The sequence below is a fragment of the Aquabacterium parvum genome, assembly GCF_001447195.1.
GTDB classification, from domain to species: domain Bacteria; phylum Pseudomonadota; class Gammaproteobacteria; order Burkholderiales; family Burkholderiaceae_C; genus Aquabacterium; species Aquabacterium parvum.
The window spans coordinates 10,530-30,878 of record NZ_LFRI01000269.1 but is presented as its reverse complement, the minus strand read 5'-3'; the positions used below and the strand labels follow the sequence as shown (position 1 = coordinate 30,878).

Annotated in this window: 18 protein-coding genes; 13 read left to right on the top strand and 5 right to left on the bottom strand. The window is 65.9% G+C overall.

Annotation, left to right across the window (positions count from 1 at the left end):
- Nucleotides 1-48: 48 nt before the first annotated feature.
- From ABG80_RS10145 to ABG80_RS10135, 3 genes are all read right to left on the bottom strand, one after another.
- Entirely contained in the window at nucleotides 49-1,254 is a 1,206-nt protein-coding gene (locus tag ABG80_RS10145; RefSeq protein ID WP_058087578.1) for a class I SAM-dependent rRNA methyltransferase, read from the bottom strand.
- A gap of 85 nt (nucleotides 1,255-1,339) precedes the next feature.
- Nucleotides 1,340-2,503: a glycosyltransferase family 4 protein gene (locus ABG80_RS10140; protein WP_058087577.1), complete on the bottom strand. Its 1,164-nt coding sequence runs from the start codon at nucleotides 2,501-2,503 to the stop codon at nucleotides 1,340-1,342.
- A gap of 14 nt (nucleotides 2,504-2,517) precedes the next feature.
- Nucleotides 2,518-3,195 (bottom strand): sugar transferase, encoded by a 678-nt coding sequence (locus tag ABG80_RS10135; protein WP_058087576.1) that lies wholly within the window; start codon nucleotides 3,193-3,195, stop codon nucleotides 2,518-2,520.
- A 290-nt stretch (nucleotides 3,196-3,485) separates the two neighbouring features.
- Here ABG80_RS10135 and ABG80_RS10130 point away from each other — a divergent pair, with 290 nt between their 5' ends.
- The 13 genes from ABG80_RS10130 to ABG80_RS10075 all read left to right on the top strand — a co-directional run bounded on the left by ABG80_RS10130 (nucleotide 3,486) and on the right by ABG80_RS10075 (nucleotide 17,234).
- Complete coding sequence (locus tag ABG80_RS10130) at nucleotides 3,486-4,907, top strand: GNVR domain-containing protein (RefSeq protein WP_058087575.1); 1,422 nt, start codon at nucleotides 3,486-3,488, stop codon at nucleotides 4,905-4,907.
- A gap of 62 nt (nucleotides 4,908-4,969) precedes the next feature.
- Nucleotides 4,970-5,839: a polysaccharide biosynthesis tyrosine autokinase gene (locus ABG80_RS10125; protein WP_160322508.1), complete on the top strand. Its 870-nt coding sequence runs from the start codon at nucleotides 4,970-4,972 to the stop codon at nucleotides 5,837-5,839.
- A complete protein-coding gene (locus tag ABG80_RS10120; protein WP_152987561.1) occupies nucleotides 5,836-7,290 on the top strand; it encodes a DUF6418 domain-containing protein in 1,455 nt (484 codons plus the stop codon). Before ABG80_RS10125 ends, ABG80_RS10120 begins: the two co-directional genes overlap by 4 nt.
- Nucleotides 7,265-8,368 carry an acyltransferase family protein gene (locus ABG80_RS10115; protein WP_058087572.1) on the top strand — a complete coding sequence of 368 codons (1,104 nt, stop codon included), beginning with the start codon at nucleotides 7,265-7,267 and terminating at the stop codon, nucleotides 8,366-8,368. The genes ABG80_RS10120 and ABG80_RS10115 overlap by 26 nt, the downstream gene beginning before the upstream one ends.
- Nucleotides 8,365-9,444, top strand: coding sequence for a glycosyltransferase family 4 protein (locus tag ABG80_RS10110; RefSeq protein ID WP_058087571.1), 1,080 nt, complete (start codon nucleotides 8,365-8,367; stop codon nucleotides 9,442-9,444). The genes ABG80_RS10115 and ABG80_RS10110 overlap by 4 nt, the downstream gene beginning before the upstream one ends.
- On the top strand, nucleotides 9,441-10,610 hold the full coding sequence (locus ABG80_RS10105; RefSeq protein WP_058087570.1) for a glycosyltransferase family 4 protein: 1,170 nt from the start codon (nucleotides 9,441-9,443) through the stop codon (nucleotides 10,608-10,610). Before ABG80_RS10110 ends, ABG80_RS10105 begins: the two co-directional genes overlap by 4 nt.
- Nucleotides 10,607-11,821, top strand: a complete 1,215-nt coding sequence (locus ABG80_RS10100; RefSeq protein ID WP_058087569.1) for a glycosyltransferase family 4 protein — start codon at nucleotides 10,607-10,609, stop codon at nucleotides 11,819-11,821. Before ABG80_RS10105 ends, ABG80_RS10100 begins: the two co-directional genes overlap by 4 nt.
- Before the next feature lie 25 nt (nucleotides 11,822-11,846).
- Complete coding sequence (locus tag ABG80_RS10095) at nucleotides 11,847-13,307, top strand: oligosaccharide flippase family protein (protein WP_058087568.1); 1,461 nt, start codon at nucleotides 11,847-11,849, stop codon at nucleotides 13,305-13,307.
- Nucleotides 13,304-14,440 (top strand): acyltransferase family protein, encoded by a 1,137-nt coding sequence (locus ABG80_RS10090; protein WP_083505988.1) that lies wholly within the window; start codon nucleotides 13,304-13,306, stop codon nucleotides 14,438-14,440. The genes ABG80_RS10095 and ABG80_RS10090 overlap by 4 nt, the downstream gene beginning before the upstream one ends.
- Nucleotides 14,437-14,982, top strand: coding sequence for a serine O-acetyltransferase (locus ABG80_RS10085; protein ID WP_058087566.1), 546 nt, complete (start codon nucleotides 14,437-14,439; stop codon nucleotides 14,980-14,982). The genes ABG80_RS10090 and ABG80_RS10085 overlap by 4 nt, the downstream gene beginning before the upstream one ends.
- The gene (locus ABG80_RS22690; protein ID WP_160322507.1) at nucleotides 14,966-15,121 is read left to right on the top strand and encodes a hypothetical protein; all 156 of its coding nucleotides are present in this window, start codon (nucleotides 14,966-14,968) and stop codon (nucleotides 15,119-15,121) included. Before ABG80_RS10085 ends, ABG80_RS22690 begins: the two co-directional genes overlap by 17 nt.
- A complete protein-coding gene (locus tag ABG80_RS10080) occupies nucleotides 15,100-16,035 on the top strand; it encodes an acyltransferase family protein (RefSeq protein WP_083505987.1) in 936 nt (311 codons plus the stop codon). The genes ABG80_RS22690 and ABG80_RS10080 overlap by 22 nt, the downstream gene beginning before the upstream one ends.
- Nucleotides 16,017-17,234: a glycosyltransferase family 4 protein gene (locus tag ABG80_RS10075; RefSeq protein ID WP_058087564.1), complete on the top strand. Its 1,218-nt coding sequence runs from the start codon at nucleotides 16,017-16,019 to the stop codon at nucleotides 17,232-17,234. The genes ABG80_RS10080 and ABG80_RS10075 overlap by 19 nt, the downstream gene beginning before the upstream one ends.
- Here the strand turns inward: ABG80_RS10075 and ABG80_RS10070 are convergent.
- Nucleotides 17,207-19,117 carry a hypothetical protein gene (locus ABG80_RS10070; protein ID WP_160322506.1) on the bottom strand — a complete coding sequence of 637 codons (1,911 nt, stop codon included), beginning with the start codon at nucleotides 19,115-19,117 and terminating at the stop codon, nucleotides 17,207-17,209. The two genes, ABG80_RS10075 and ABG80_RS10070, sit on opposite strands and share 28 nt — an antisense overlap.
- A complete protein-coding gene (locus ABG80_RS10065; protein WP_058087562.1) occupies nucleotides 19,117-20,127 on the bottom strand; it encodes an NAD-dependent epimerase in 1,011 nt (336 codons plus the stop codon). The genes ABG80_RS10070 and ABG80_RS10065 overlap by 1 nt, the downstream gene beginning before the upstream one ends.
- Between the last annotated feature and the right edge of the window lie 222 nt (nucleotides 20,128-20,349).

The window sequence follows — 20,349 nt, the reverse complement described above, 5'->3', positions numbered from 1 at the left end:
TGTTGTCCAACTGAACAATACCGTGAGATTCGTCAGGTGTTCGTCGATTCAACCCTTGCGGACGATGGCCAGGCCCTTGAGGTACTCGCCTTCAGGAAAGGTGATGGTGGTTGGGTGGTCGCTGGTGGCCTCCAGTCGGCGCAGCAGGTAGCCGTCGACCTGGGCGTCCAGGCCGGCGCCTGCGACGATTTTGTGAAAGAGGTCGGCGCTGATGCCGCCCGAGCAGGAGAAGGTCAGCAGCAGGCCGCCGGGGTTCAGCAGCTTGAGGGCCAGCCGGTTGATGTCCTTGTAGGCGCGGCTGGCGCGGTCGGCGTGGGCGGCGCTGGGGGCGAACTTGGGTGGGTCGAGCACGATGGCGTCGAAGCTGCGGCCGTCTTGCAGGAACTGGCGCAGCGTGGCGTTGACGTCGGCGTCCAGGGCGGTGTGCGCAGCGGGGTCGAAGCCGTTGAGGGCGACGTGGTTCGTGGCGCGCACCAAAGCGGGGCCTGATGAGTCGACGCTGGTGACGTGCGATGCGCCACCGGCCAGGGCGGCCACGCTGAAGCCGCCGGTGTAGCTGTAGCAGTTGAGCACGGTCTGGCACCCCAGCTCGCGCACCAGTTTGGCGAACAGGCCGCGGTTGTCGCGCTGGTCGAGGTAGTAGCCGGTCTTGTGGCCTTCGGCCACGTCCAGGGTGAGCTTCCAGCCGTTTTCGTCGATGGTGACTTCGGTGGGGCGCTTGTCGCCGCTGGGGGCATCGGGGTGGCGCAACCAGCCGGTGACCGGCGCCAGGCCTTCGAGGCCGCGCACGCTGACGTCGGAGCGCTCGTAAATGAAGGGGCAGCCGGTGGCCGCGACGAGTGCGTCGGCGATGGCGTTCTTCCAGCGCTCTGTGCCGCAGCTCAGGAACTGCGCTGAGAGCACGTCGTCGTACTGGTCGACGACGAGGCCGGGCAGGCCGTCGGCTTCGCCGTGGATCAGGCGCACACCGTTGGAGGCGATGGCCAAGCGCCGGCGCAAGGCCACCGCCGCTTGCACGCGGCGGGCGAAGAACGATGCATCGATGCGCTCGGCCTCGTCGAAGCTCCAGGCGCGCACACGGATCTGCGAGCTGGGGCTGAAGGCGGCCCAGCACAGGAACTGGCCGTCGTGGGACTGCACGCGCACGGTCTCGCCCGCGTCACCGCCGCCTTTGGCGATGCTGCCCTGGAAGACCCAGGGGTGTCGGCGCAGCAAGGAGCGCTCTTTGCCTTCGCGCAGGGTGATCGTTTTCATCGTCGGGGTCCGCAGGTCGCATGCAAACCCCCGATTCTCCTCCAAGGCCTCCGGCATGGGGCCGGGGCCCGGCCTCAGCTTGCGATCACGCCGGGCTCTGTTCGGGCGGGCTCACGCGGCCCGCCGAGGCGGTGGGCTGGGCGGCGCCTGCGTAGGCGCCCAGGATGGCCTGGTCCAGGCGCGCGGGGCTCAGGCGCTCGCGCACCTGCTGGCGCGCGGCCTGGCCGAGCTTGTCGCGCAGGGCCGGGTCGTCGATGAGGCGGCTGACCTGGGCCAGGGCCTCTTCTTCGGAGCGGTAGAGCAGGCCGGTGGCGCCGTCGCGGATCAGGTCGCGGTGGTGGGGCGTGTCGGCGGCCACGCAGGGCAGGCCCAGGGCCATGGCCCAGCTCAGCATGACGGGGAACTGCTCGGCCTCGCTGGCGGCCATGAAGATCCAGCCTGCAGACAGGCGCGAGACGAGCTCGGTGGTTTCGTCGATGGCGTAGCCGCCCACGTTGGCCGCCTTCAGGCGTGCGGCGGTGAGCTCGTCGGTCGGGCCGAACCAGTTGAAGCTCAGGCCCAGCTCGGCGGCGCTGAGCAGCACGGCCAAACGGCAAAAGAGCTCGACCGAGCGTGGGTTGCCCTCCGGGTCGCCCGAGACGAGCAGGGGGCGGCGGGCTTCGTGGCGTTCGGCGGTGAAGAAGCGCTCGTCAACGGGTGTTTCGGCGGTCTTGATCGCGGCCGCAACCAGGCCTTTGAGCCTCTGGGCATCGGACAGGCTGCTGGCGATGACCTCGGGTTGGCGCACGCCGGCCAGCGACATCAGCGCGCCCACGATGGTCTGCAGCGGGCGCAGCAGGCCCAGCGTGCGCGAGCCGTGAGGCGAGTAATAGACGCGGGTCTCGCGCGGCAGCAGCCGGCCCATGCGCGTGCCCAGCGCCCAGGGCAGGAAGCCGTGCAGGTGCACCGCGCTGAAGGCGTGCTGGCCGATCTGCTGCTGCACCACCTTGGCCAGGGTCAGCCAGTGCTTGCGGCTGCGCTCTTCGCAAGGCACGGTGACCAGGTGGATGGCTTTGTGAAAGCGGCCTTGCAGGTGTCGGTGCCGGGGCTGGTCAAGCATCACCACGGTCTGTCGGTAGCCGGCGCGCGCGAGGGTGTCGGTGGCCGGGCCCATGAAGCCGAAGACGGCTTCGGTGAGGTCGCCCACGATGTGCAGGACGTGGCCCTGCGGGGGCGACAAGGCGTGTTGAACGTCGGAGAGGTTGGTCATGGGGTCGACGGGGTTCAGCGCGCGCCACCTTTGCCCAGGACCACGGCGATGGTCTTGACCAGGATCACCGCGTCGCTCCAGAGGCTGCGCTGCTCGACGTAGTCCCGGTCGAGCTCGACGCGCTCTTCGTAGGTGGTGTCGCTGCGACCACTGACTTGCCAGAGCCCCGTCATGCCGGGCATGGCGTTGAGGTAGTGCCAACGCGCTTCGCCGTAGCGGTCGAGCTCTGCCAGGGTGATGGGGCGGGGGCCGACCAAGCGCATTTCGCCCTTGAGCACGTTGAACAGCTGGGGCAGCTCGTCCAGGCTGGTTTTGCGCAGGAAGGCGCCCACGGGGGTGATGCGGGGGTCGTTGGTGAGCTTCTGGTCGCGGTCCCATTCGGCGCGGGCGGCGGGGTCGTTCTTGAGCAGATCGGCCAGCATCTCGGCCGAGTTCAGCACCATGCTGCGGAACTTCCAGCACTTGAACATCTGGCCATCTCGGCCGACGCGGTAGTGCCCGAAGAAGATGGGGCGGCCGTCGCGGCGCCAGATCAGCCAGGCGACCACGGCCATCAGCGGGGCGAACAGCGTGAGCAGGATGGCGGCGCCCAACTGGTTGAGCCAGGTGATGAGGCGATCGAAGCGGTTCTTCTCGCGCAGGCGTGACTTGACGCTCAGGCCTGTGACCACGTAGGACGTTGAGCTGGGCATGTTCGGGGGCTCCCTGGAGGATGCAGGTTTTCCTGCCTTGTTTTTTGGTATTGCATGTGGTGTGCCATGTGGCCGGATGGGGACGGGCACCTCAGGTTTGCCCCAGCGTGGCGCTGGCGCAGACCCCTTGCACGAAACGGGTGCGTTGGCGTGGCTTGACAAATCCCTGTTGTGGCGCGGTTGGTGGATTTGTTGGTGCCCTGTGCACTGAGTTGGCCGCTTGTGCTCGGTTGAGGGGTGGCCATGGCACGCGGCGTGCTTGATGGGGTGGGTAAACACGGACTCAGCCCATGACCCTCACTCAAATCTTGTTGTCAATCCAGGCCCGCTGGCGCCTGGTGGCCGGGGTGTTTGTCCTGGTTTTCATCACGTTGCTGGCCATGCTGGTGTCTCAGCCCAAGCAGTACAAGGCGCAGGCGTCGGTGATGCTGGATGTGAAGTCGGCTGACCCGGTGGATGGCGATGTCATCCCCGCTCTGGGCGTGGCGTCTTACATGGCCACGCAAGTTGACTTGCTCCGCAGCGAGCGCGTGCTCCGCCGCGCATTGACGTTGCTGAGGGCAAACGAAAGCGAATCCACCCTGCAGCGCTGGCAGGAGGAAACCGGCGGTCAGGGCGACATGCTGACTTGGTTGAGTGAGGTGACGCTGCGCCGGCTGGAGGTGCAGCCCTCGCGCGAGTCCAACGTGATTTCGTTTGCCTATGCGGGCGCCACGCCGCAGGTCGCCGCCGAGGTCACCCAGGCCATCACCAAGGCTTACATCGACACCAACATCGAGATCCGTGTTGACCAGGCCAAGCAGTACACGAACCTGTTCGACGCACGGGCCAAGCAATTGCGCGAGGCTGTCGAGGCCGCACAGCTCAAGCTTTCGAAAGCGCAGCAGGAGGGCGGGGTTCTGGTCAGCGACGAGCGGCTCGACTTCGAGACCGCGCGCCTGGCCGACCTCTCGGGGCAGGTGTTGGCTGCACAAGTGTCTGCGGGGGAGTCCGGTGCCCGCACTGACATCAGCCGCGGCAGTGGCGTCAAGATGCAGGAGGTGCTCAACAGCCCGCTGTTGTCAACCTTGACTGCTGGCCTGGTGGCTGAAGAGGCTCGTGTGGCCGACCTGGCCACACGGCTGGGTGAGAACCACCCGGACCTGGCCAAAGCCCGGGCCAATGTGGCCCAGATGAAAACACGCATCGCCGAAGAAACCCAGCGCGTTGTCGGTGGGGTCGCGGTCACCGATCGACTGGCCTCGACAAAGCTGGCGCAGCTTCGCGCAGCCTATGACGCCCAACGCGCGCGCGTGGCCCAGCTCAAGGCCCTGCGAGATCAGTTCTCTGTCTTGCAGCGCGACGTCGATAACGCCAACCAGGCCTACAGCCAGGCCGTGGCCAAAGCCGCTCAGATCGAGTTTCAGTCGCAGGCGCGGCAGAGCAATGTCACCGTCATTCGCGCGGCAACGGTGCCTGCGCGCGCAGCCAGTCCGAACCTGCGCAACGGCCTGCTCCTGTCGGTGCTCGGGGCATTGTTGCTGGGGATTGTGGTGGCCTTGACTTTCGAGTGGCTGGATCAGCGTGTGCGCCACGAAACCGACGTGACCGTGATGTTGGGCCGACCCTTGCTGGGCGTGTTGCCGGATGCCGATCGAGCAGGGGCTGGTGCGGGGCGCATGACGGCGTTGCGCGCTGACCTGATGAAGAGGCTGGGGGTGGGGGCTGCATGAACATTCGCCACGAACATGCGATCGCGACGCGCACCTCAGACGAGCCTTTCGCGCAGCCGCTGATGCATCCCGTTGCTTCGGCCAGCGATCCTTCTCGCGCTAGCAGGTCCATTGGTGGCTTCATCCGAGAAGCCCGCAACCTGAGCGATGAGCAGGTCGAACAGATCCTGATTTACCAGCGCAAAAATGACTTGAAGTTTGGCGAGGCTGCCGTGGCGCTGCAGTTGGCCAGCGGTGAGGACGTGCGTCGCGCCTTGTCGTTCCAGTTTGACTACCCGTACGGTGAAGCGCGGGTGCGCAGCCTCAGTGCAGAGTTGGTGGTGGCGGCGTCGCCGTTTTCAGCGGCTGCCGAGGTGTTTCGCGATTTGCGCAGCAAGCTGCTGGGCCTGGGTCCCGCAGAGGGCGAGGCCAAACGTGCTTTGGCGGTGCTCAGCCCGGAAGTGGGCGATGGCAAAACCTTCGTGGCGGTGAACCTGGCGATTGCGTTCAGCCAGCTGGGTTTGCGCACGCTCATCGTTGATGCCGACCTTCGATCCCCCAGGGTGCACAAGATCTTCGACGTGCCTGACCGGGTTGGTCTGAGCAATGTGTTGGCTGGTTTGACACACCAGGATTTCATCTACGACGTGCCTGGCCTGCCCAGCTTGTACGTGCTGCCGGCGGGCATCGAGCCGCCCAACCCGAACGAGCTGATCGCCAAGCCGGGCTTCACGCTGTTGCTCAGGGACTTGCTGCAGCGTTTCGACCAGGTCATCGTGGACACGCCTGCATCCAGCCTGGGTGCCGACGCGCGCATCACCGCCATGAAAGCGGGTTCGTGCCTGGTGGTCTCTCGGCGCCATGGCACCAAGGTCAAGGCGCTCAAGGGCTTGCTCGATGCCATCGACAAATCGCCCACGGCCTTGGCCGGGGTGATGCTCAACGATCGATGAGCATGGGCGCTCTGGGCGTGAACGCAGGCGTGGTCATGGTGCGCTCGCCGGGGGCCGAACGTTGGCCCATGTCCATGATCTACGGCACCGCCTCGCTGCTGGGGTTGTTGTTGTTGGCCCTGGTGGAGCCCCACCCCTTGTTCACTGTGCTGGCCACGCTCGCGTATGGGGTGGTGGTGGGCAACCTGATGTGGCGCTTGCGGGGCGCCAGCGCCCTGATCGCGCCGATCGCGCTGTTGCACGTGGCCGTGCTGGTGTCGCTGGCGGCCATCGAGTCGGGTGCGTCAATGAAGGAGCTCGGCATGTTTGGCGAGCCCTCGGCGGGCGGGGTGGCGTTCGCGGTGATCGGGGTGGTGTTTGTGTTGGCTGCCACGGTTGCGACGCGTGCTGCGATCTCGAGGTGGCCGTCGCCCCCACCGGGCCAAGTGGTGCGACTGAGCGGGCCGATGGCCTACCTCAGCGTCACCATCGTCGGTGTGCTGGTGGTCTACCTGTTCCTCCGTGGTGCCGTCACCGGCTTTCCTTTGTTGTCTGGGGCCGATCGATTTGCCTACCGGGCCGCCGCCGATGTCATCGTCATCAACGTGCTGACATTGAAATATGTCATCGCCGGTTTCATGGGCGCTGGTGCTGCGCTGGCTGCAGAGCGCCGTTGTCGCTTCGCCCACCAAGCTGTGTTCGTGGCCTACCTGGCGGTGACGTTCTTGTTCGCCGACAAATTCTTCAACATCCTCATCGCGGCGATCATCTTTTCAGCGCCTGCGTTCATGCTGGGCGTGCACTCAGGTGGTCGGGCCTTGTTGCGCCTGTTGCCTGGCGCGGTGCTGGCTGTGGCATCGGTGCTGGCGGTGACGGTCTACATCTATTCGGGTGGCGGCGTCTTGTCTGCGGCACAGACCGCCGAACGCCTGCTGGGCCGGGCGGCTGGCCAGGGACAGCTGTGGCATGTGGCGGTGCGAGAGCATGGCGACTGGCTGCGCTTTGATGCCCAGGAGGCGTCCAAGACGCTCGGCAGCCTGACAGCCAACCCCGCGGCCACGTATGCACTCAGGGAACGCATGGGCCCGTTTTACTTCATCGAAAAGCACGCGCCCTCGGCCATGCACCGCTCGTTCTTTGCCAACTCCGGCTGGGTCACGCCCACCATGGTGAGCGAGGCCTACGCGCTGGTGATGTTTGGCCACCTGGGTTTGCTGGTCATCGTGGTGGCGATGGGGGCGGTTCTGGGCGGTCTGATCGGATTTTTCCGCTGGCGCCTGCTTTCGGGCAACCCATTCATGGTGCTGCTGCCTGCGGCCATGCTCACGCAGTTCATTTACGGCTACGCGCAGGGCACGCTGTACTCCCTGATCGGCTTGTCGACCTTGAAGATCTACGCGGCCTTCTTTGTCGTCGGCTGGTTCAGTCACCTTTGGCTCAAGCGACATGCACAATCGACTGGCGCACCTTGATGGGCTGCGGGGCCTGGCGGCCTTGCTGGTCCTCTATCAGCACCTGGTTGAGTACCTGGTGAAGCCAGCCTCTGCCTGGCCGTGGTTGAGCGAGCACTTGGTGTTCCTGCATGGCGTGATCGACCTGGGCAAGGTTGGTGTGGTGGCGTTCTTCCTCATCAGCGGGTTCATCGTTCCTTACAGCTATCGCGCGCCTGGGGCGGTGGGTCGATTCGCGACCTCGCGCTTCTTTCGCCTGTACCCCGCTTACTGGCTGTCGCTGCTGCTGTCTGTGCTGTGCCTGCCTCACCTCAAGGACGTGAGCTTCACGTTGCCACAGGTGCTGGCCAACCTCACCATGCTGCCGAAGGTGCTGGGCCACAAGGAGGTCCTGGGGGTGTACTGGACGCTGTTTGTGGAGCTCGTCTTCTACGCCACCACGGTGGTGGTGTTCATGCTGGGCGGCCTGCGTTCGCTGCGTTGGTGCGTGGCGCTGGTGGTGATTTTCTGCGCGCTGGCTTTGGTGGGCGCCGGGCTGCGCGCGCAGGGGCGCTCGGGTGCGCCGGTCACGCTGTTGCTGTATCTGGCCTACATGTGGTTTGGGGCCTGCTGTCGATTGTGCTTTCTTGAGCGCTTGCCGGGTGCGGGCCGTGTGGTGGCTTGTTTGTTGGCGGTGCTGCTGGTGATCACCCCACTGGTCTGGGGCATTGCGTTCGACGATGCCTCACACACCGAGTCCGTGTTGGCCGCGGTGCTGGGTTGCCTGGGGGGCATGGCGCTGTTCCTGTGGTGCGTGTCGCGTCAGGTGTTGGTGCACCCGTTCTGGCTGCGTGCTGGCGCTTTGAGCTATTCCGTTTACCTGTTTCACCCGATCGGGCTGGATCTGGGCATGGCGCTTGGCACGGCCATTGCGGGCGATGTGTTCGTGGTTCACCTGCTGGCCCAGGTGGCGGTCACGCTGGGGTTCACCTGGGCGGTGGCCGACTTGGCAAAGCGGTGGATCGAGGCCCCGGCCATCGAGGTGGGAAGGCGATTCGGTGATCGCCTCTGGGGCACGAAGGCGGCCAGTTTGAACATGGCGGGCAGGGTGAAGTCATGAAGGTGTTGCACGTCGCAGAGAGCATTTGGGGAGGTTGTGGCACTTACCTCAACGAGATCGTGCCGCTTCAGCAAGAGGCGCTGGGGTTGGCACAGGTCCGTTGTGTGGTGCCCGCTCAGCACGTGGCCCACCTGTCCCGAATCGAGCCCGCCAGCCTGAGCCTGTTTGACCGACCCGGTCGTCTCCAGGGCTTGCCGAAACTGGCGTCTGCGGTGCTGCGCGAAATCAAGGCTTGGCAGCCCGATGTGATCCATGCGCACTCCACGTTTGCCGGTCTCGTTGTGCGCTCGATCGCGCAAGTGCTGCGCTGGCCACCGATCGTGTATTGCCCGCATGGGTGGGTCTTCGATGTCGAGCAGCCGCGATTGGTGCGCACCTTGGAGCAACAGGTCGAGCGTGTGTTGTCGCACCGGTGTCAGCGCATCGTGGCGATTTCCGAGTCCGAACGCGTCAAAGGCATCGAGGCCGGCATTCGCGAGGACAAGATCACGGTGGTGCCCAACGGGCTGCGCGATCGGCCCGATGTGCGACCTGCTGCCTGGGACGATGCGCGCTTGAAAGTGCTCTTTGTGGGGCGGCTGGATCGGCAAAAGGGCATCGATGTCTTGCTGCAGGCCGTGCAGGGTTTGCAGGAGCATGTGTGTGTCAAGGTGGTGGGCGAAGCGGTGGTGGGTGCGACCGACCCGCAGCACGACGCCTCCTTGCCGCACGTGACGTTCCTGGGTTGGATGAGCCAGGATCAGGTGGCCGCACAGATGGCCGCCTGTGACGTCGTGGTGATGCCCTCTCGGTGGGAGGGCTTCGGGCTCGTCGCCATCGAGGCCATGCGCGCGGCCAAGCCTGTTTTCGCCTCGGAGGTGGGCGGCTTGGTTGAGATCGTCACGCCCGACACCGGGCACCTGTTTCCAGTGGGTGACGACAAGCGGCTGCAGCAGCTGTTGCTGGACGCCTCCGATGAGCGCTTGCGGGAGATGGGGGCGCAAGGTCGGCGGCGCTTTGTGGAGCGCTACCTGATCGACCGCACCAGCGAGGGCTTGTTGTCGATCTATGGCGACCTGGCGGGAGCGGCCAGATGAGCGGAGAAAGCCGATCCTCGGTGCGCGTTTGCGTCAACGGCCGCTTCCTGACCCAGTCCACCAGCGGCGTGCAACGGTTTTGCCGCGAGCTGCTGGCCGCCGTCGACAAGCACCTCAACGAGCACCCAGCCAGTGCCCAGGGCCTGGCCTGGGAGCTTTGGGTGCCCGCGGGCGCCCGCGACCTGCCCACCTACCAAGCCATCCGCCTTCGCCAGTTCGAGGACAAGCCTGGTCACGCCTGGGATCAGCTCTTGCGTCGTCATGCCGCGCCCGATGACATCCTGGTCAACCTGGCCAATGGCGGGCCTGTGCTGCGGGGGCGCAGCCTGTCGGTGATCCACGATGCGGCGGTGTACCGCACGCCTGCCAACTTCACGCGGGCATACGCCTTCTTTCACCGCATGCTGGGGCGCATGCTGGCCTGGCGCAGCCGCGTGTGCACGGTGTCCGAGTTTTCGCGTGCCGAGCTGGCCGAGGTGCTGGGCCTTCGTCGCCAGGACATCGCTGTCATCCACAACGGTGGTGAGCACCTGGGGCGGGTGAGCCCCGATGACAGCGTGGTCGAGCGACTGGGCCTGCGTGATCGGGGTTTTTTCTTGTTCATCGGCTCGCCTGCGCCCAACAAGAACCTGCAAACCGCGATCAAGGCGTTTGCCGATGCGCGCTTGAAGGACTGGCCCTTCGTCATCGTTGGCTCCCTTGACCTGAGCGTGTTCGGTGCGGCCAGCAGCGAGCTGCCGCCCAACGTGCGCACCACCGGCCGACTCACCGACGAAGAGGTGGCGGGCCTGCTCAGGCAGGCAAGGGCCCTGGTCTTTCCGAGCCTGTACGAGGGTTTTGGCATCCCGCCTCTGGAGGCCATGCTGGCCGGCTGCCCGGTGCTGGCGTCTGACATCGCGCCGGTGCGCGAGGTGTGCGGCCAGGCTGCCTGGTTCTTTGATCCGCGCGACGCCGGTGCCCTGGCCACGCTGGTGTTGCGTGCCACCCATGACGAGGCCGGGCTGGGCGACTTGGCCGCGCAGGGCCTGGCGCGCGGCGCTCACTTCACCTGGGGGCGCAGCGCGCAAGCCCTGCTCGACGTCGTCGGGCAGGTGGCGCGCTCCACCCCCTTCACGCAGACCGCAGGCGGTGACTCGCACCCAAGCGGCAAAGGAGCCAAGGGATGAGAATCCTTCACCTGAGCATGTTGTACCCGCCTCGGATCATGGGCGGGGCCGAGAAGTCGGTCGCGTTGCTGTCCGAAGCCCTGGTGGCGGCGGGGCATGAAGTGGCTGCGGCCTGCATCACGCCCGATGGGTGGGAAGAAGAGGTGCGCAACGGCGTCAAGGTCTACCGCATGCCCCATGAGACGGACTTCTGGCCGGAGGAGTGGCCAGAGCACACCGTGCTTGAGCGCGGTGTGCGCCGCTTCAAGCAGCAGTTCAATGTCCGCATCGAAGACCACTTCCTGCGCGTGATCGACGACTTCAAGCCGGACGTGGTGCACACCCACTCGCTGCTTGATGTTTCGACCCGCGTCTGGTTGGCGGCCAAAGAGCGGGGCCTGCCCATCGTGCACACGTTGCGCGACTTCGACCTGGTGTGCGGCAACGCCGCGATGTTCAAGGACGGCAAGCGCTGCGAGAAGCGCCACCTCAAGTGCAAGGCGTTCACCTTCATGAAGGAAAAGCACCACCATTGCGTGGATGCGGTCGTGGGCGTTGGCGCGGGCATCCTGCAGTCGCACCTCGACCTGGGCTACTTCTCGCACGTGCCCAGTCAACATCGTCGCGTGATCTGGAACCCGGCGGTGGTCGAAGGCATCGGCAGCGACTACGTCAAGCCCAGCATGGCTGGCAAACCCATCACCTTTGGCTACCTGGGGCGCATCAACATCGAAAAGGGGGTGGGCGTCATGCTCGACGCCTGTCGCTTGCTGCCCTCCGAAGGGTGGCGCCTGATCGTGGCGGGCAAGGAGCCTTCGGAGAGCGACTCGCTGAAGCCGCGTGCGGCGGGCATGCCGGTCGATTTCGTGGGCTTCATCCAGCCCAAGGAGCTGTTCGATCAGATCGATGTGCTCATCGTGCCGTCCATCTGGGCCGAACCGTTGCCGCGCACCATCCTGGAGGCTTATGCAGCAGGGGTGCCCGTCATCGGCGCTGACTCGGGGGGCATCCCCGACCTGATCGGCACGGACAACACCGATTGGCTCTACCCACCCAACGACGCGGCAGCGCTGAAAGCGCGCATGAGCCGGATCATGCAGGTGGGCAGGGAAAGCCTGCCTGGCAAGGATCGCTTCCTGCACGTCCTGTCCGAGACCACGCCACCCCAGGTCGCCAGTCGCTACCTGGAGCTTTACCGTTCGGTGATGGCGCGGCAGGCTCAGGCCGCCTGAGCGCTGGCCACTCTGGGAGCAGGTGATGTTGTTTCGCAGCATGGCGTTGATGACGTTGCTGAACATGGCCAAAGCGGCCGTGTCCCTGATCGTCTCCGTGCTGGTGGGCAGGCACATCGCGCCGGGTGACTATGGTTTGGTCACCTTCGCCATCCCCTTGATGGCGCTGGTCACTTTGCTGACCGACCTGGGCCTGAGCAGCGCGTTGGTGCGCCATCCGGATCTGACGCCGCGCACGCAGGCGCGCGCTTTGTCCTTCCTGGCCTGGCTCGGCCTGGCGGCGGGCGGCTTGCTGGCCTTGATCGCCACGCCCATGGAGGCCTGGGTGCGCTTGCCCGGTCTGACCCCCGTGCTGCTGTCGTTTGCGCTGGTCACCGCCTTGGCGATCTGGGCAACAGGCCCTCGCGCTTTGCTGGAGCGTGAGATGGCTTATGGGCAAGTCTCTTTGACCGATGGCGTGGCGCTGTTGATGGCCATCGTCGCATTCCTGGTTCTGATCGCGATGCAGGCGGGGCTGGCCGCGGTGCTCGCCTTCCACGTTGTGCTGCAGGCGGTGCGAGCGCTGGGTTTCAACCTCCAGGCATGGCGGCGTTACGCGCACGCGGGACCCTTCTCGGAGATGCGGCCGCTGTTGGCCATCGGTGGCTGGGTGCTGGCCACCAACCTGTTGTCCTTCATGGGGCGCAACCTCGATCGGTTGGTGATCGCGCCGGTGTTGGGTGCCACCGCCCTGGGGCTGTATGGCATGGCCTATCAGTTCATGACCATCCCGCTGGTGCTGATCTCCTGGCCTGCCAGCGGGGTGCTGTTGTCGGCGCTTTCCAAGTTTCATGGTGCGCCGGATCAAAGGCAGCGCATCGTGCTGGCCGTTGTCACGCTCACGGCCCTGTTCTCAGGGCCCTTCGTGGCGGCCATGGTTTTCGTGATCGACGAGCCGCTTCACTGGTTCTTCGGTGAACGCTGGCATGGCCTGCTTGACCTCATCTGGTGGATGGCGCCGGTGGGCGCGGTCCAGTCCATCGCGGCCCTCGCTGGCGCTGTGCTGGTGCAGGCCGGCAAGGTCAGGGAAAACTTCCTGCTCGGGGTGCTCAATGCTTCGGCCTTGGGGCTCACCTTCGTGTTGACAGTCTCGCATGGCCTGGCCCACCTGGTGATGGCTTATTCGGTGGTGGCGGTGCTGGTGTCCTGCGTGATGATCCAGCGCATGTGCGTTGAACTGGGCATGGGGGCTGGGCAGCTGCTGCGCGCGATCGCGCCGGGTGTGCTGGCCGGTCTGGCAGTGGGGGCGCCGTACCTGCTTGCCGATGTTGCGTGGCCGGGGCAGGTGATGCAGTGGGGCCACGTCCTGCTGGGCGCCTTGTTTTGCTGGGTGTTGATGAACCTGCTGCAGCGCCACGCCTGGCTGGGGGCCATCCAGGCCTTGAGCAGCGTGCGCATCACGGGTGCCGGCGCAGCTGCCGCGCCCGCCGATGGGGGCGGGCGATGAGCCAACCAGGTGGACCGATTCAAGGCGTCCAGGTCTTGCGGGCGGTGGCCGCGCTGTGCGTGCTCTTCGGGCACCTGCAGCAGCACATCGTCAGCCTGGCCAAAGCGGTGGGCGATTCGCGTTCGCCCTGGCTCGCTTGGGCCGGCGGTCTCGGGGTCGACCTGTTTTTCTGCATCTCCGGCTTCATCATCGTGTTGTCGGCCCGCAAGGTGATGGGGCAAAGCGGCGCGGGTCTGGACTTCATGGTTCGCCGCCTGATCCGAGTCGTGCCGCTTTACTGGCTGGCCACGTGCGCCTACCTGCCGATTTTCCTGTTCGGTGCGAGCACCGCGGGGCGTGATGTGTGGCTGCCCTTGCTGACTTCGATGTCCTTTGTGCCCTACCCGGTGTTCGGTGACTGGGCTGCCCCATACCCGCTGCTGACGCTGGGCTGGACGCTGAACTACGAGATGTGGTTTTACGTCAGCATGGCCGCGGTGATGTGCCTGGTCAGGCAGCGTGTCGTGCTCTGGACGGCGTTGTGGATGGGCTCGCTGGTGGCGCTGGGCGTGGCTTTGGAGCCGGAGCATCGGCAGCTGTTTTTCTGGAGTCGCCCCATCGTGCTCGAGTTCGTCGTGGGGGCCGCGATGGGGATGGCGCATGCCCATGGCAGGCTCAGGCTGGGTGGGGGCTGGGCGTGTTGCCTGGGCGCTATCGCCGTGTCGTGGGTGGCGCTGGACCCTTTTGGCATGACCACCGCCAGCGGCCCCACCCCCAATGACTTCGTGCGCCTGGCTGCCTGGGGTGCCCCAGCGGCGCTGATCCTGCTCGCTGTGGTGGCCAGCCCGGTGGTGCTGGGGCTGAGCCGACACCGTTTGCTGGCACCCCTGGTGCGCCTGGGCGATGCCTCGTACTCGCTGTACCTGCTGCATCCATTTGTGCTGATCGTGCTGGGCAAGTTGTGGGTCGCCACGTCCCTGCATGCGCTGTTGCCCTGGTGGTCCCTGGCCTGCCTGTCGGTCATGGCGGCCTGGGTTGTGGCCCGGCTGTCACACCACTGGATCGAATTGAAGGTGTCCGCTTGGTTGGGCCGTCACAGGCTGGCCAGGCGCTGGATGATGGGGTCCAAGGTGGATGGGGTGGTCAGGACATGAGTTGGGCAGAGGTGGTGGCGGCGGATTTGCGAGCCAACTGGGGGCAGGGGGGCTGGCGTGGGTTTGTCTCCGCCATGCTCTACCACCCAGGGTTCTCGGCGGTGTTCCACCATCGTGTCGCGCAGGCCATGTGGGCGCGCGGGCACAAGCGCATTGCCCAGGTGCTCTGCAAGCGCAACGTGGTGCGCACAGGCTGTCACCTTCACCTCGATGCCCGGATCGGTCCTGGTTTGAGCCTGCCTCACCCGGTCGGGGTGGTGGTGGGGTCAGGGGTGGTCATTGGTGAGGGGGTGACCCTTTATCAGAACGTGACCTTGGGGCGGGGGCGTGGCCGCAGCCACTACCCCTTCATCGAAGACCGGGTGGTGGTCTACCCTCAGTCGGTGATCGCCGGGGGGGTGCGCGTGGGGTCGGGTGCCACGATCGGCGCGTGCTGCCTGGTGATGGACGACGTGCCCGCTGGCGCGGTGGTTCGAGGCCGTGCCAGCTCGGTGCCTGGTCCAGGCCTTGCAGACATGGACGGCCATGCAACACCGCATTGATCAACTGCAGCTGATCCGCCTGTTGGCCGCGATGCTGGTGCTGATCGGGCACGCGCGGGACAAGGTGGCGGCTGGCATCGACACCCTGGGGGGGCGGCGAACTTCTATGCCGGCGGTGTGGATGTGTTTTTCGTGCTGAGCGGCTTCATCATGTTCGTGATCTCGCGCGAGGACGCAGGCCGCCCTGGCGGTTGGATGCGCTTTCTGCGCAAGCGCCTGACGCGCGTGGTGCCACCCTACTGGTTCTTCACCACCTTGATGCTGGCCGTGGTGGTGGCCGCGCCTGGGCTGGTTTCCAACGCCGCGCTGGAGCCTTTGCACGCCTTGGGCTCGTACCTGTTCATCCCGGTCGACAACTCGCAGGGCGAGGCCTTCCCGCTGCTGGCGTTGGGCTGGACCTTGAACCATGAGGTGTTTTTCTACGTGCTGTTCGCGTTGGGCCTGCTGTTTGCCAGGCCAGTGGGGGTGTGGGTCACGGCGGTGCTGGTGGCTTCGTGTGGTCTGGTGGGCTGGCTGGCAGCCCCTGTGCAAGCACCGGCCTCGTTCTGGTTGAACCCGATCGTTTTCGAGTTCCTGCTGGGCATGGCCCTAGGCAGTTTGCATGAACGCGGGTTCCGACTCTCGGCAGGGCCCGCCGCTTTGCTGGCCCTGCTTGGTTTGGCTGGCTTGTGGATGGCGTCCACCGGCTTTCACGGTGGCGTGCTGGTGCCGGAGCGCGCGCTGTGGATGGGGTTGCCCGCCTTGTGCCTGGTGGCGGCTGGAGCCTTGGCTGACTCGCCGCCAGCGGCGGGTCGCTGGATGCGCGCAGGGGTGCTGGGGGGCGATGCGTCTTATGCGCTGTACCTTTCGCACCCCTTCACCCTGGCGTTGTGCGCTTGGGTGTTTCGCTCTCTGGGCTGGCCCCTGGGCTGGGTCACGCTCTTGCTGGCCTGCGCCGCTTGCCTGCTTGTTGCCGTCGTGTTTCACCTCTGGCTGGAAAAGCCGTTGGTGAGCAGGTTGAACCGATTGTTCTCACGTCCTCGAATCTCCCCTCAATGCGCATCCTCCACCTGAGTTCGGTGTACGCCCCTGATTCGGTTGGCGGGGCTGAAAAAGTCGCTGAAACCCTGGCCTTGTCTGCGGTGCGCGGTGGGCACACCGTGGGTGTTTGCCATGTCGCTCGCTCAGGCGGCACCTCGCGTTGTCAGGATGGTGTGACGGTCTACCCCTTCGCCCATCGCAATCCGATCTGGATCGGGGACGCCGTCAGTCGGCCGGCGCCTCTGCGTCAGCTCAACAAGGTTGCAACCCTGTTCAATGCGCTGATTGCTTCGGACTTTGCGCGGGTGCTTGACGAGTTCCGACCCGACGTCGTGCACTCGCACTCGATGGTCGAGTTGCCGCCTTTTGTCTGGCAGGTTGCCCAGCGCAAGGGGGTGCCGGTGGTGCACACCCTGCACGACTACGACCTCCTTTGCATCCGTGCGGCCCTGTTCAAGGACGGCGAGCGTTGCGAGCAACTGCACCGCGCCTGCGCCGCATTCTCGGTGGTCAAACGCGGGCAGCATCGGCACATCGATCACGTTGTCGCCGTCTCGCGCTCGGTGCTCGACCGCCACCTCGCCGCAGGGCTGTTTGCGCACCTGCCTGAAGAGCGACGGCACGTGATCTGGAACCCGGTGCATGGCGCCGATGGGGCTCGAGCCGCTGGTGGTGGGCCCATCGAGGGCGCGATCCGCTTTGGATTCCTGGGTCGCCTGGTCACCGAGAAGGGCATCGAGGCCCTGCTGCGCGCCTGCCGTGAGCTGCCAACTGGAGGCTGGAGCCTGCAGGTGGCTGGCAAGCCCCCTGGGGGCGAGCAGGCGATGGCGCCCTTGCTCGAACTCGCCAAGGGGCTGCCGGTTACCTTTGTGGGGCACGTGAATCCGCAAGCTTTTCTCGCTGGCATCGATGTGCTGGTGGTGCCCTCGATCTGGGACGAACCTTTTGGCCTGACGGCGCTGGAGGCCTATGCCCAGGGTGTGCCAGTCATTGGCAGCACACGTGGCGCCATCCGCGAACTGGTGGGTGGCGTCAGCCCTGCTTGGTTGTTCGATCCGGGCGAGCCGGGCGCCCTGAGCGCTCGCATGCGCGGCTTGATGAACAGCGGTGCGACACCCGCTTGGGACGCCCGAGCCCTGCTGGCGCAGACCCGCCCCGATGCCGTGTTCGAACGCTACCTCGAGGTCTACCGGCAAGCCACTCGTCAATCGGCTTCGATGCGCGTCGACTGACTTTCTCGGGCTGTCACGCCCCCGGTGCTGTCGCCCTGGCGACGGTTTCTTTTGACGACAACCTGGCTGGAACGATCGACCTGGATGCTGGGCGATCGTGGGGTCCGCAGGTTGGTGTCGACACAGGTGTTGTCCTGGATGGTTGCCCTGAGGCTGTTTGCCACGGTGATGCAGCCTTGCTGGGCGCGGCGAACCGTGTTGCGTGCGATCAGCAGGTCCGCGTTGACCGCCCCTTCGACCAGGCCGTTCTTGCCCCCGCCGTAAGCGGTGATGACCGCCCACGGGATGCCCGGGATCTCATCGATCGCGGTGTTGTCGAATTGGTTGTCCGTGACGGCAACATCGATCGCGCCTGCACCCTCGTTCCAGCGGCCAGTGTCTGTGAGCAGCCGAACCGCGTTGCGGTTGATCGCATTCACGCGGTTGGCGTGAACCCGTCCCCGAGCCTGCTGCGCCAGCACGGCGTGTCCATTGAAGCGCTCGAAGCGATTGCCTTCGATGTCAAAGCGCCCCCCCTGGAGCGCCAGCGAGCGGATGGACCAGCCCGCTTTGGCCTCTGGCAGGGCGGGTGTCACCACCACCCGGTTCAGCAGGCCACCTCGGGCCAAGGGGCCTTGCGCGAGGGTGGCGTTGCCCGCCACCTGGCCTTGCGGATCGACCAGGGTGAGGGCCTGCCCGGCGCGCAGGAAGCGAGAGTACTTCGACAGGGTCAGACCCGCGCCTGCTTCGTCCACCGACACGATCGGGCTTTGTGGTGCGCTGAGGTTGATGGCGTCGTCGCCCTGATCGGCAAACAGGTTGTTGCGCACGAGCGTGTCGCCGCCGGAAATCAACACATGCAGGGCGTCGTAGTTCGTGCTCAGCGGGTTGCCGGTGAGCTCTTCGTCGGCCTGAACCTGGCTGTTCACAAGCGCCAGGCCGCGCTTGAGCCCGTAGGCGAGCACACCCATGCCGGGACCCGACGCGATCTTGACGTGATCGATGGTGACGTCCTGGGTCTGCTGGGGCCCGGGCTCGTCTTCGATGCGGATCGCCGCACCCTGGTACCAGCTGTGGAACACCGCGAAGGTGCTGCCGACGGGCAGCCGGCTGAAGGCCGTCGAGTGGTAGGTCTGTGGCGCGATCAGCGTGGCAGGCGTGGCACTGTCCGGGGGCAGGATGACGCGCTTGCCGCCAGGCACCCATTGCCGCTGCTCGCGGTCGTACTCCGTGACCTGGTGCAGCGGTGTGCTCGCCGTCACCGGGTGGCGGGCGTCCACGACCAGCACCACCCGGTCGCCGTCGCGTCGGGTCACGGCCAGCGAAGAGCAGCGTGCGTCGTAGCCGATGGTCAGGTTGCTCAGGCGCACTCGTTCGGATTGGCGGATGCGGATGCCGTCACCCATGCCCGAAAGGATCAGGCTCGCACCTCGTCCATCCAGCGTCAGGTCGGACAGGCCTTCGATCATGAGGTGGGCGGCCAACTTGGCGTTGAGCTGGAGCCGGTAGCGGCTGCCTTCGAGCACGATCCGTTGCGCGCCTGTTTGCCGGGCCGCATCCAGGGCGGCTTGCAGCAAAGGGCTGGCGTCTTCGTCCGGCCGCGCGGCGCGCACCGTGAGCACCTGGCGCTTGGCGTCCTCAACGGGGAGCCTGACGACCACGCGGATGCCTTGCCCGGATGGGCCTTGCCAACTGCTGACGAGGTCGCCCGCTTGCGCCTGGGCCGGGCTGGTGGGTGAAGGCTGCTGTTCGGCGAACCACTGTGCCTGGTGAGGCGAGGTTTTTGGACGCGGCAAACCTGCCAGAGGGTCTTGCGCCTGGCACCCCAATGCCAACATGGGCACGATGGCCCACGCCAGCAAGCTGCCGCGCCGCCTGGTCGCCAGAGGCCGGGTGGCCGCCATCACACCTGGTGGTAAGCGCGATACCACGCCACGAACCTTTCAATGCCCTCTTTCAGCTGTACCTGCGGTGTGCGCTGGCTCCAGGCCTCGAAGTTGGACATGTCGGCGAAGGTGGCGGGCACGTCTCCAGGAGCCATGGGCTGCAGGTCGAGCGTGGCCTTCATGCCCAGGGCCGACTCCAACGTGGCGATGAAGTCCATCAGCCCCACGGGTGCGCTGTTGCCGATGTTGAAGACACGGTAAGGCGCCCACGAGCTGCCGGGGTCGGGGTTGGCCTTGTCGAAATCGGGCAGACCATCCGGCACGCGATCGGCCGCCGCGATCACGCCATCGGCGATGTCGTCGATGTAGGTGAAGTCGCGCATCATCTGGCCGTGGTTGAACACGGTGATGGGCTTGCCCGCCAGGATGGCTTTTGTGAACAGGAAGGGCGCCATGTCCGGCCTGCCCCAGGGCCCATAGACCGTGAAGAAGCGCAGCCCGGTGGTCGGCAGCTGGTAGAGGTGGCTGTAGGTGTGTGCCATCAGCTCGTTGGCCTTCTTGGTGGCTGCGTACAGGCTGACAGGGTGATCCACCGAGTCCCGCTCCGAGAACGGGATCTTGGTGTTGCCGCCGTAGACGCTGGAGCTGCTGGCGTAGACCAGGTGCTTGACCCGGTGGTGGCGACAGGCCTCGAGGATGTTGAGAAAGCCTGTCAGGTTGGAATGCGCGTAGGCGTGCGGGTTGGTGATCGAGTAGCGCACCCCGGCCTGGGCCGCCAGGTGAATGACCGTCTCGAACCCTTCGTTGGCGAACAGCCTGTCCAGCGCGGACTGGTCGGCGATGTCCTGCTCGACAAAGCGCAGCCCCGGGTGGGCCGACCGCAGTGCTTCCAGTCGATCGAGCTTGAGCTGGGGGGTGTAGTAGTCGTTGAGGTTGTCGATGCAGACGACCTCGTCGCCGCGGTTGAGCAGTCTCAGCGCCGTGTGCATGCCGATGAAGCCGGCGCCTCCAGTGACAAGGATTTTCATGTCGGGGTAGGTGAAGGTGGGGTCAGGCTCGACGAAGCAGGTTCCGAGCCACCCAAAGCGGCGCGTGGCGAGCCGGGGTGCCCACCTGCCAGCCCGCTGCCGCACCAAAATCGTGCCGTTGCCGTGCTGACGCTGGCGGCCCCGAACTTGCAGGCCCACACCTCGACTTGCTGCGCCGCACAAACCGAACCCGGTTAGCATCTCCTTCCTGACCCCGACTCC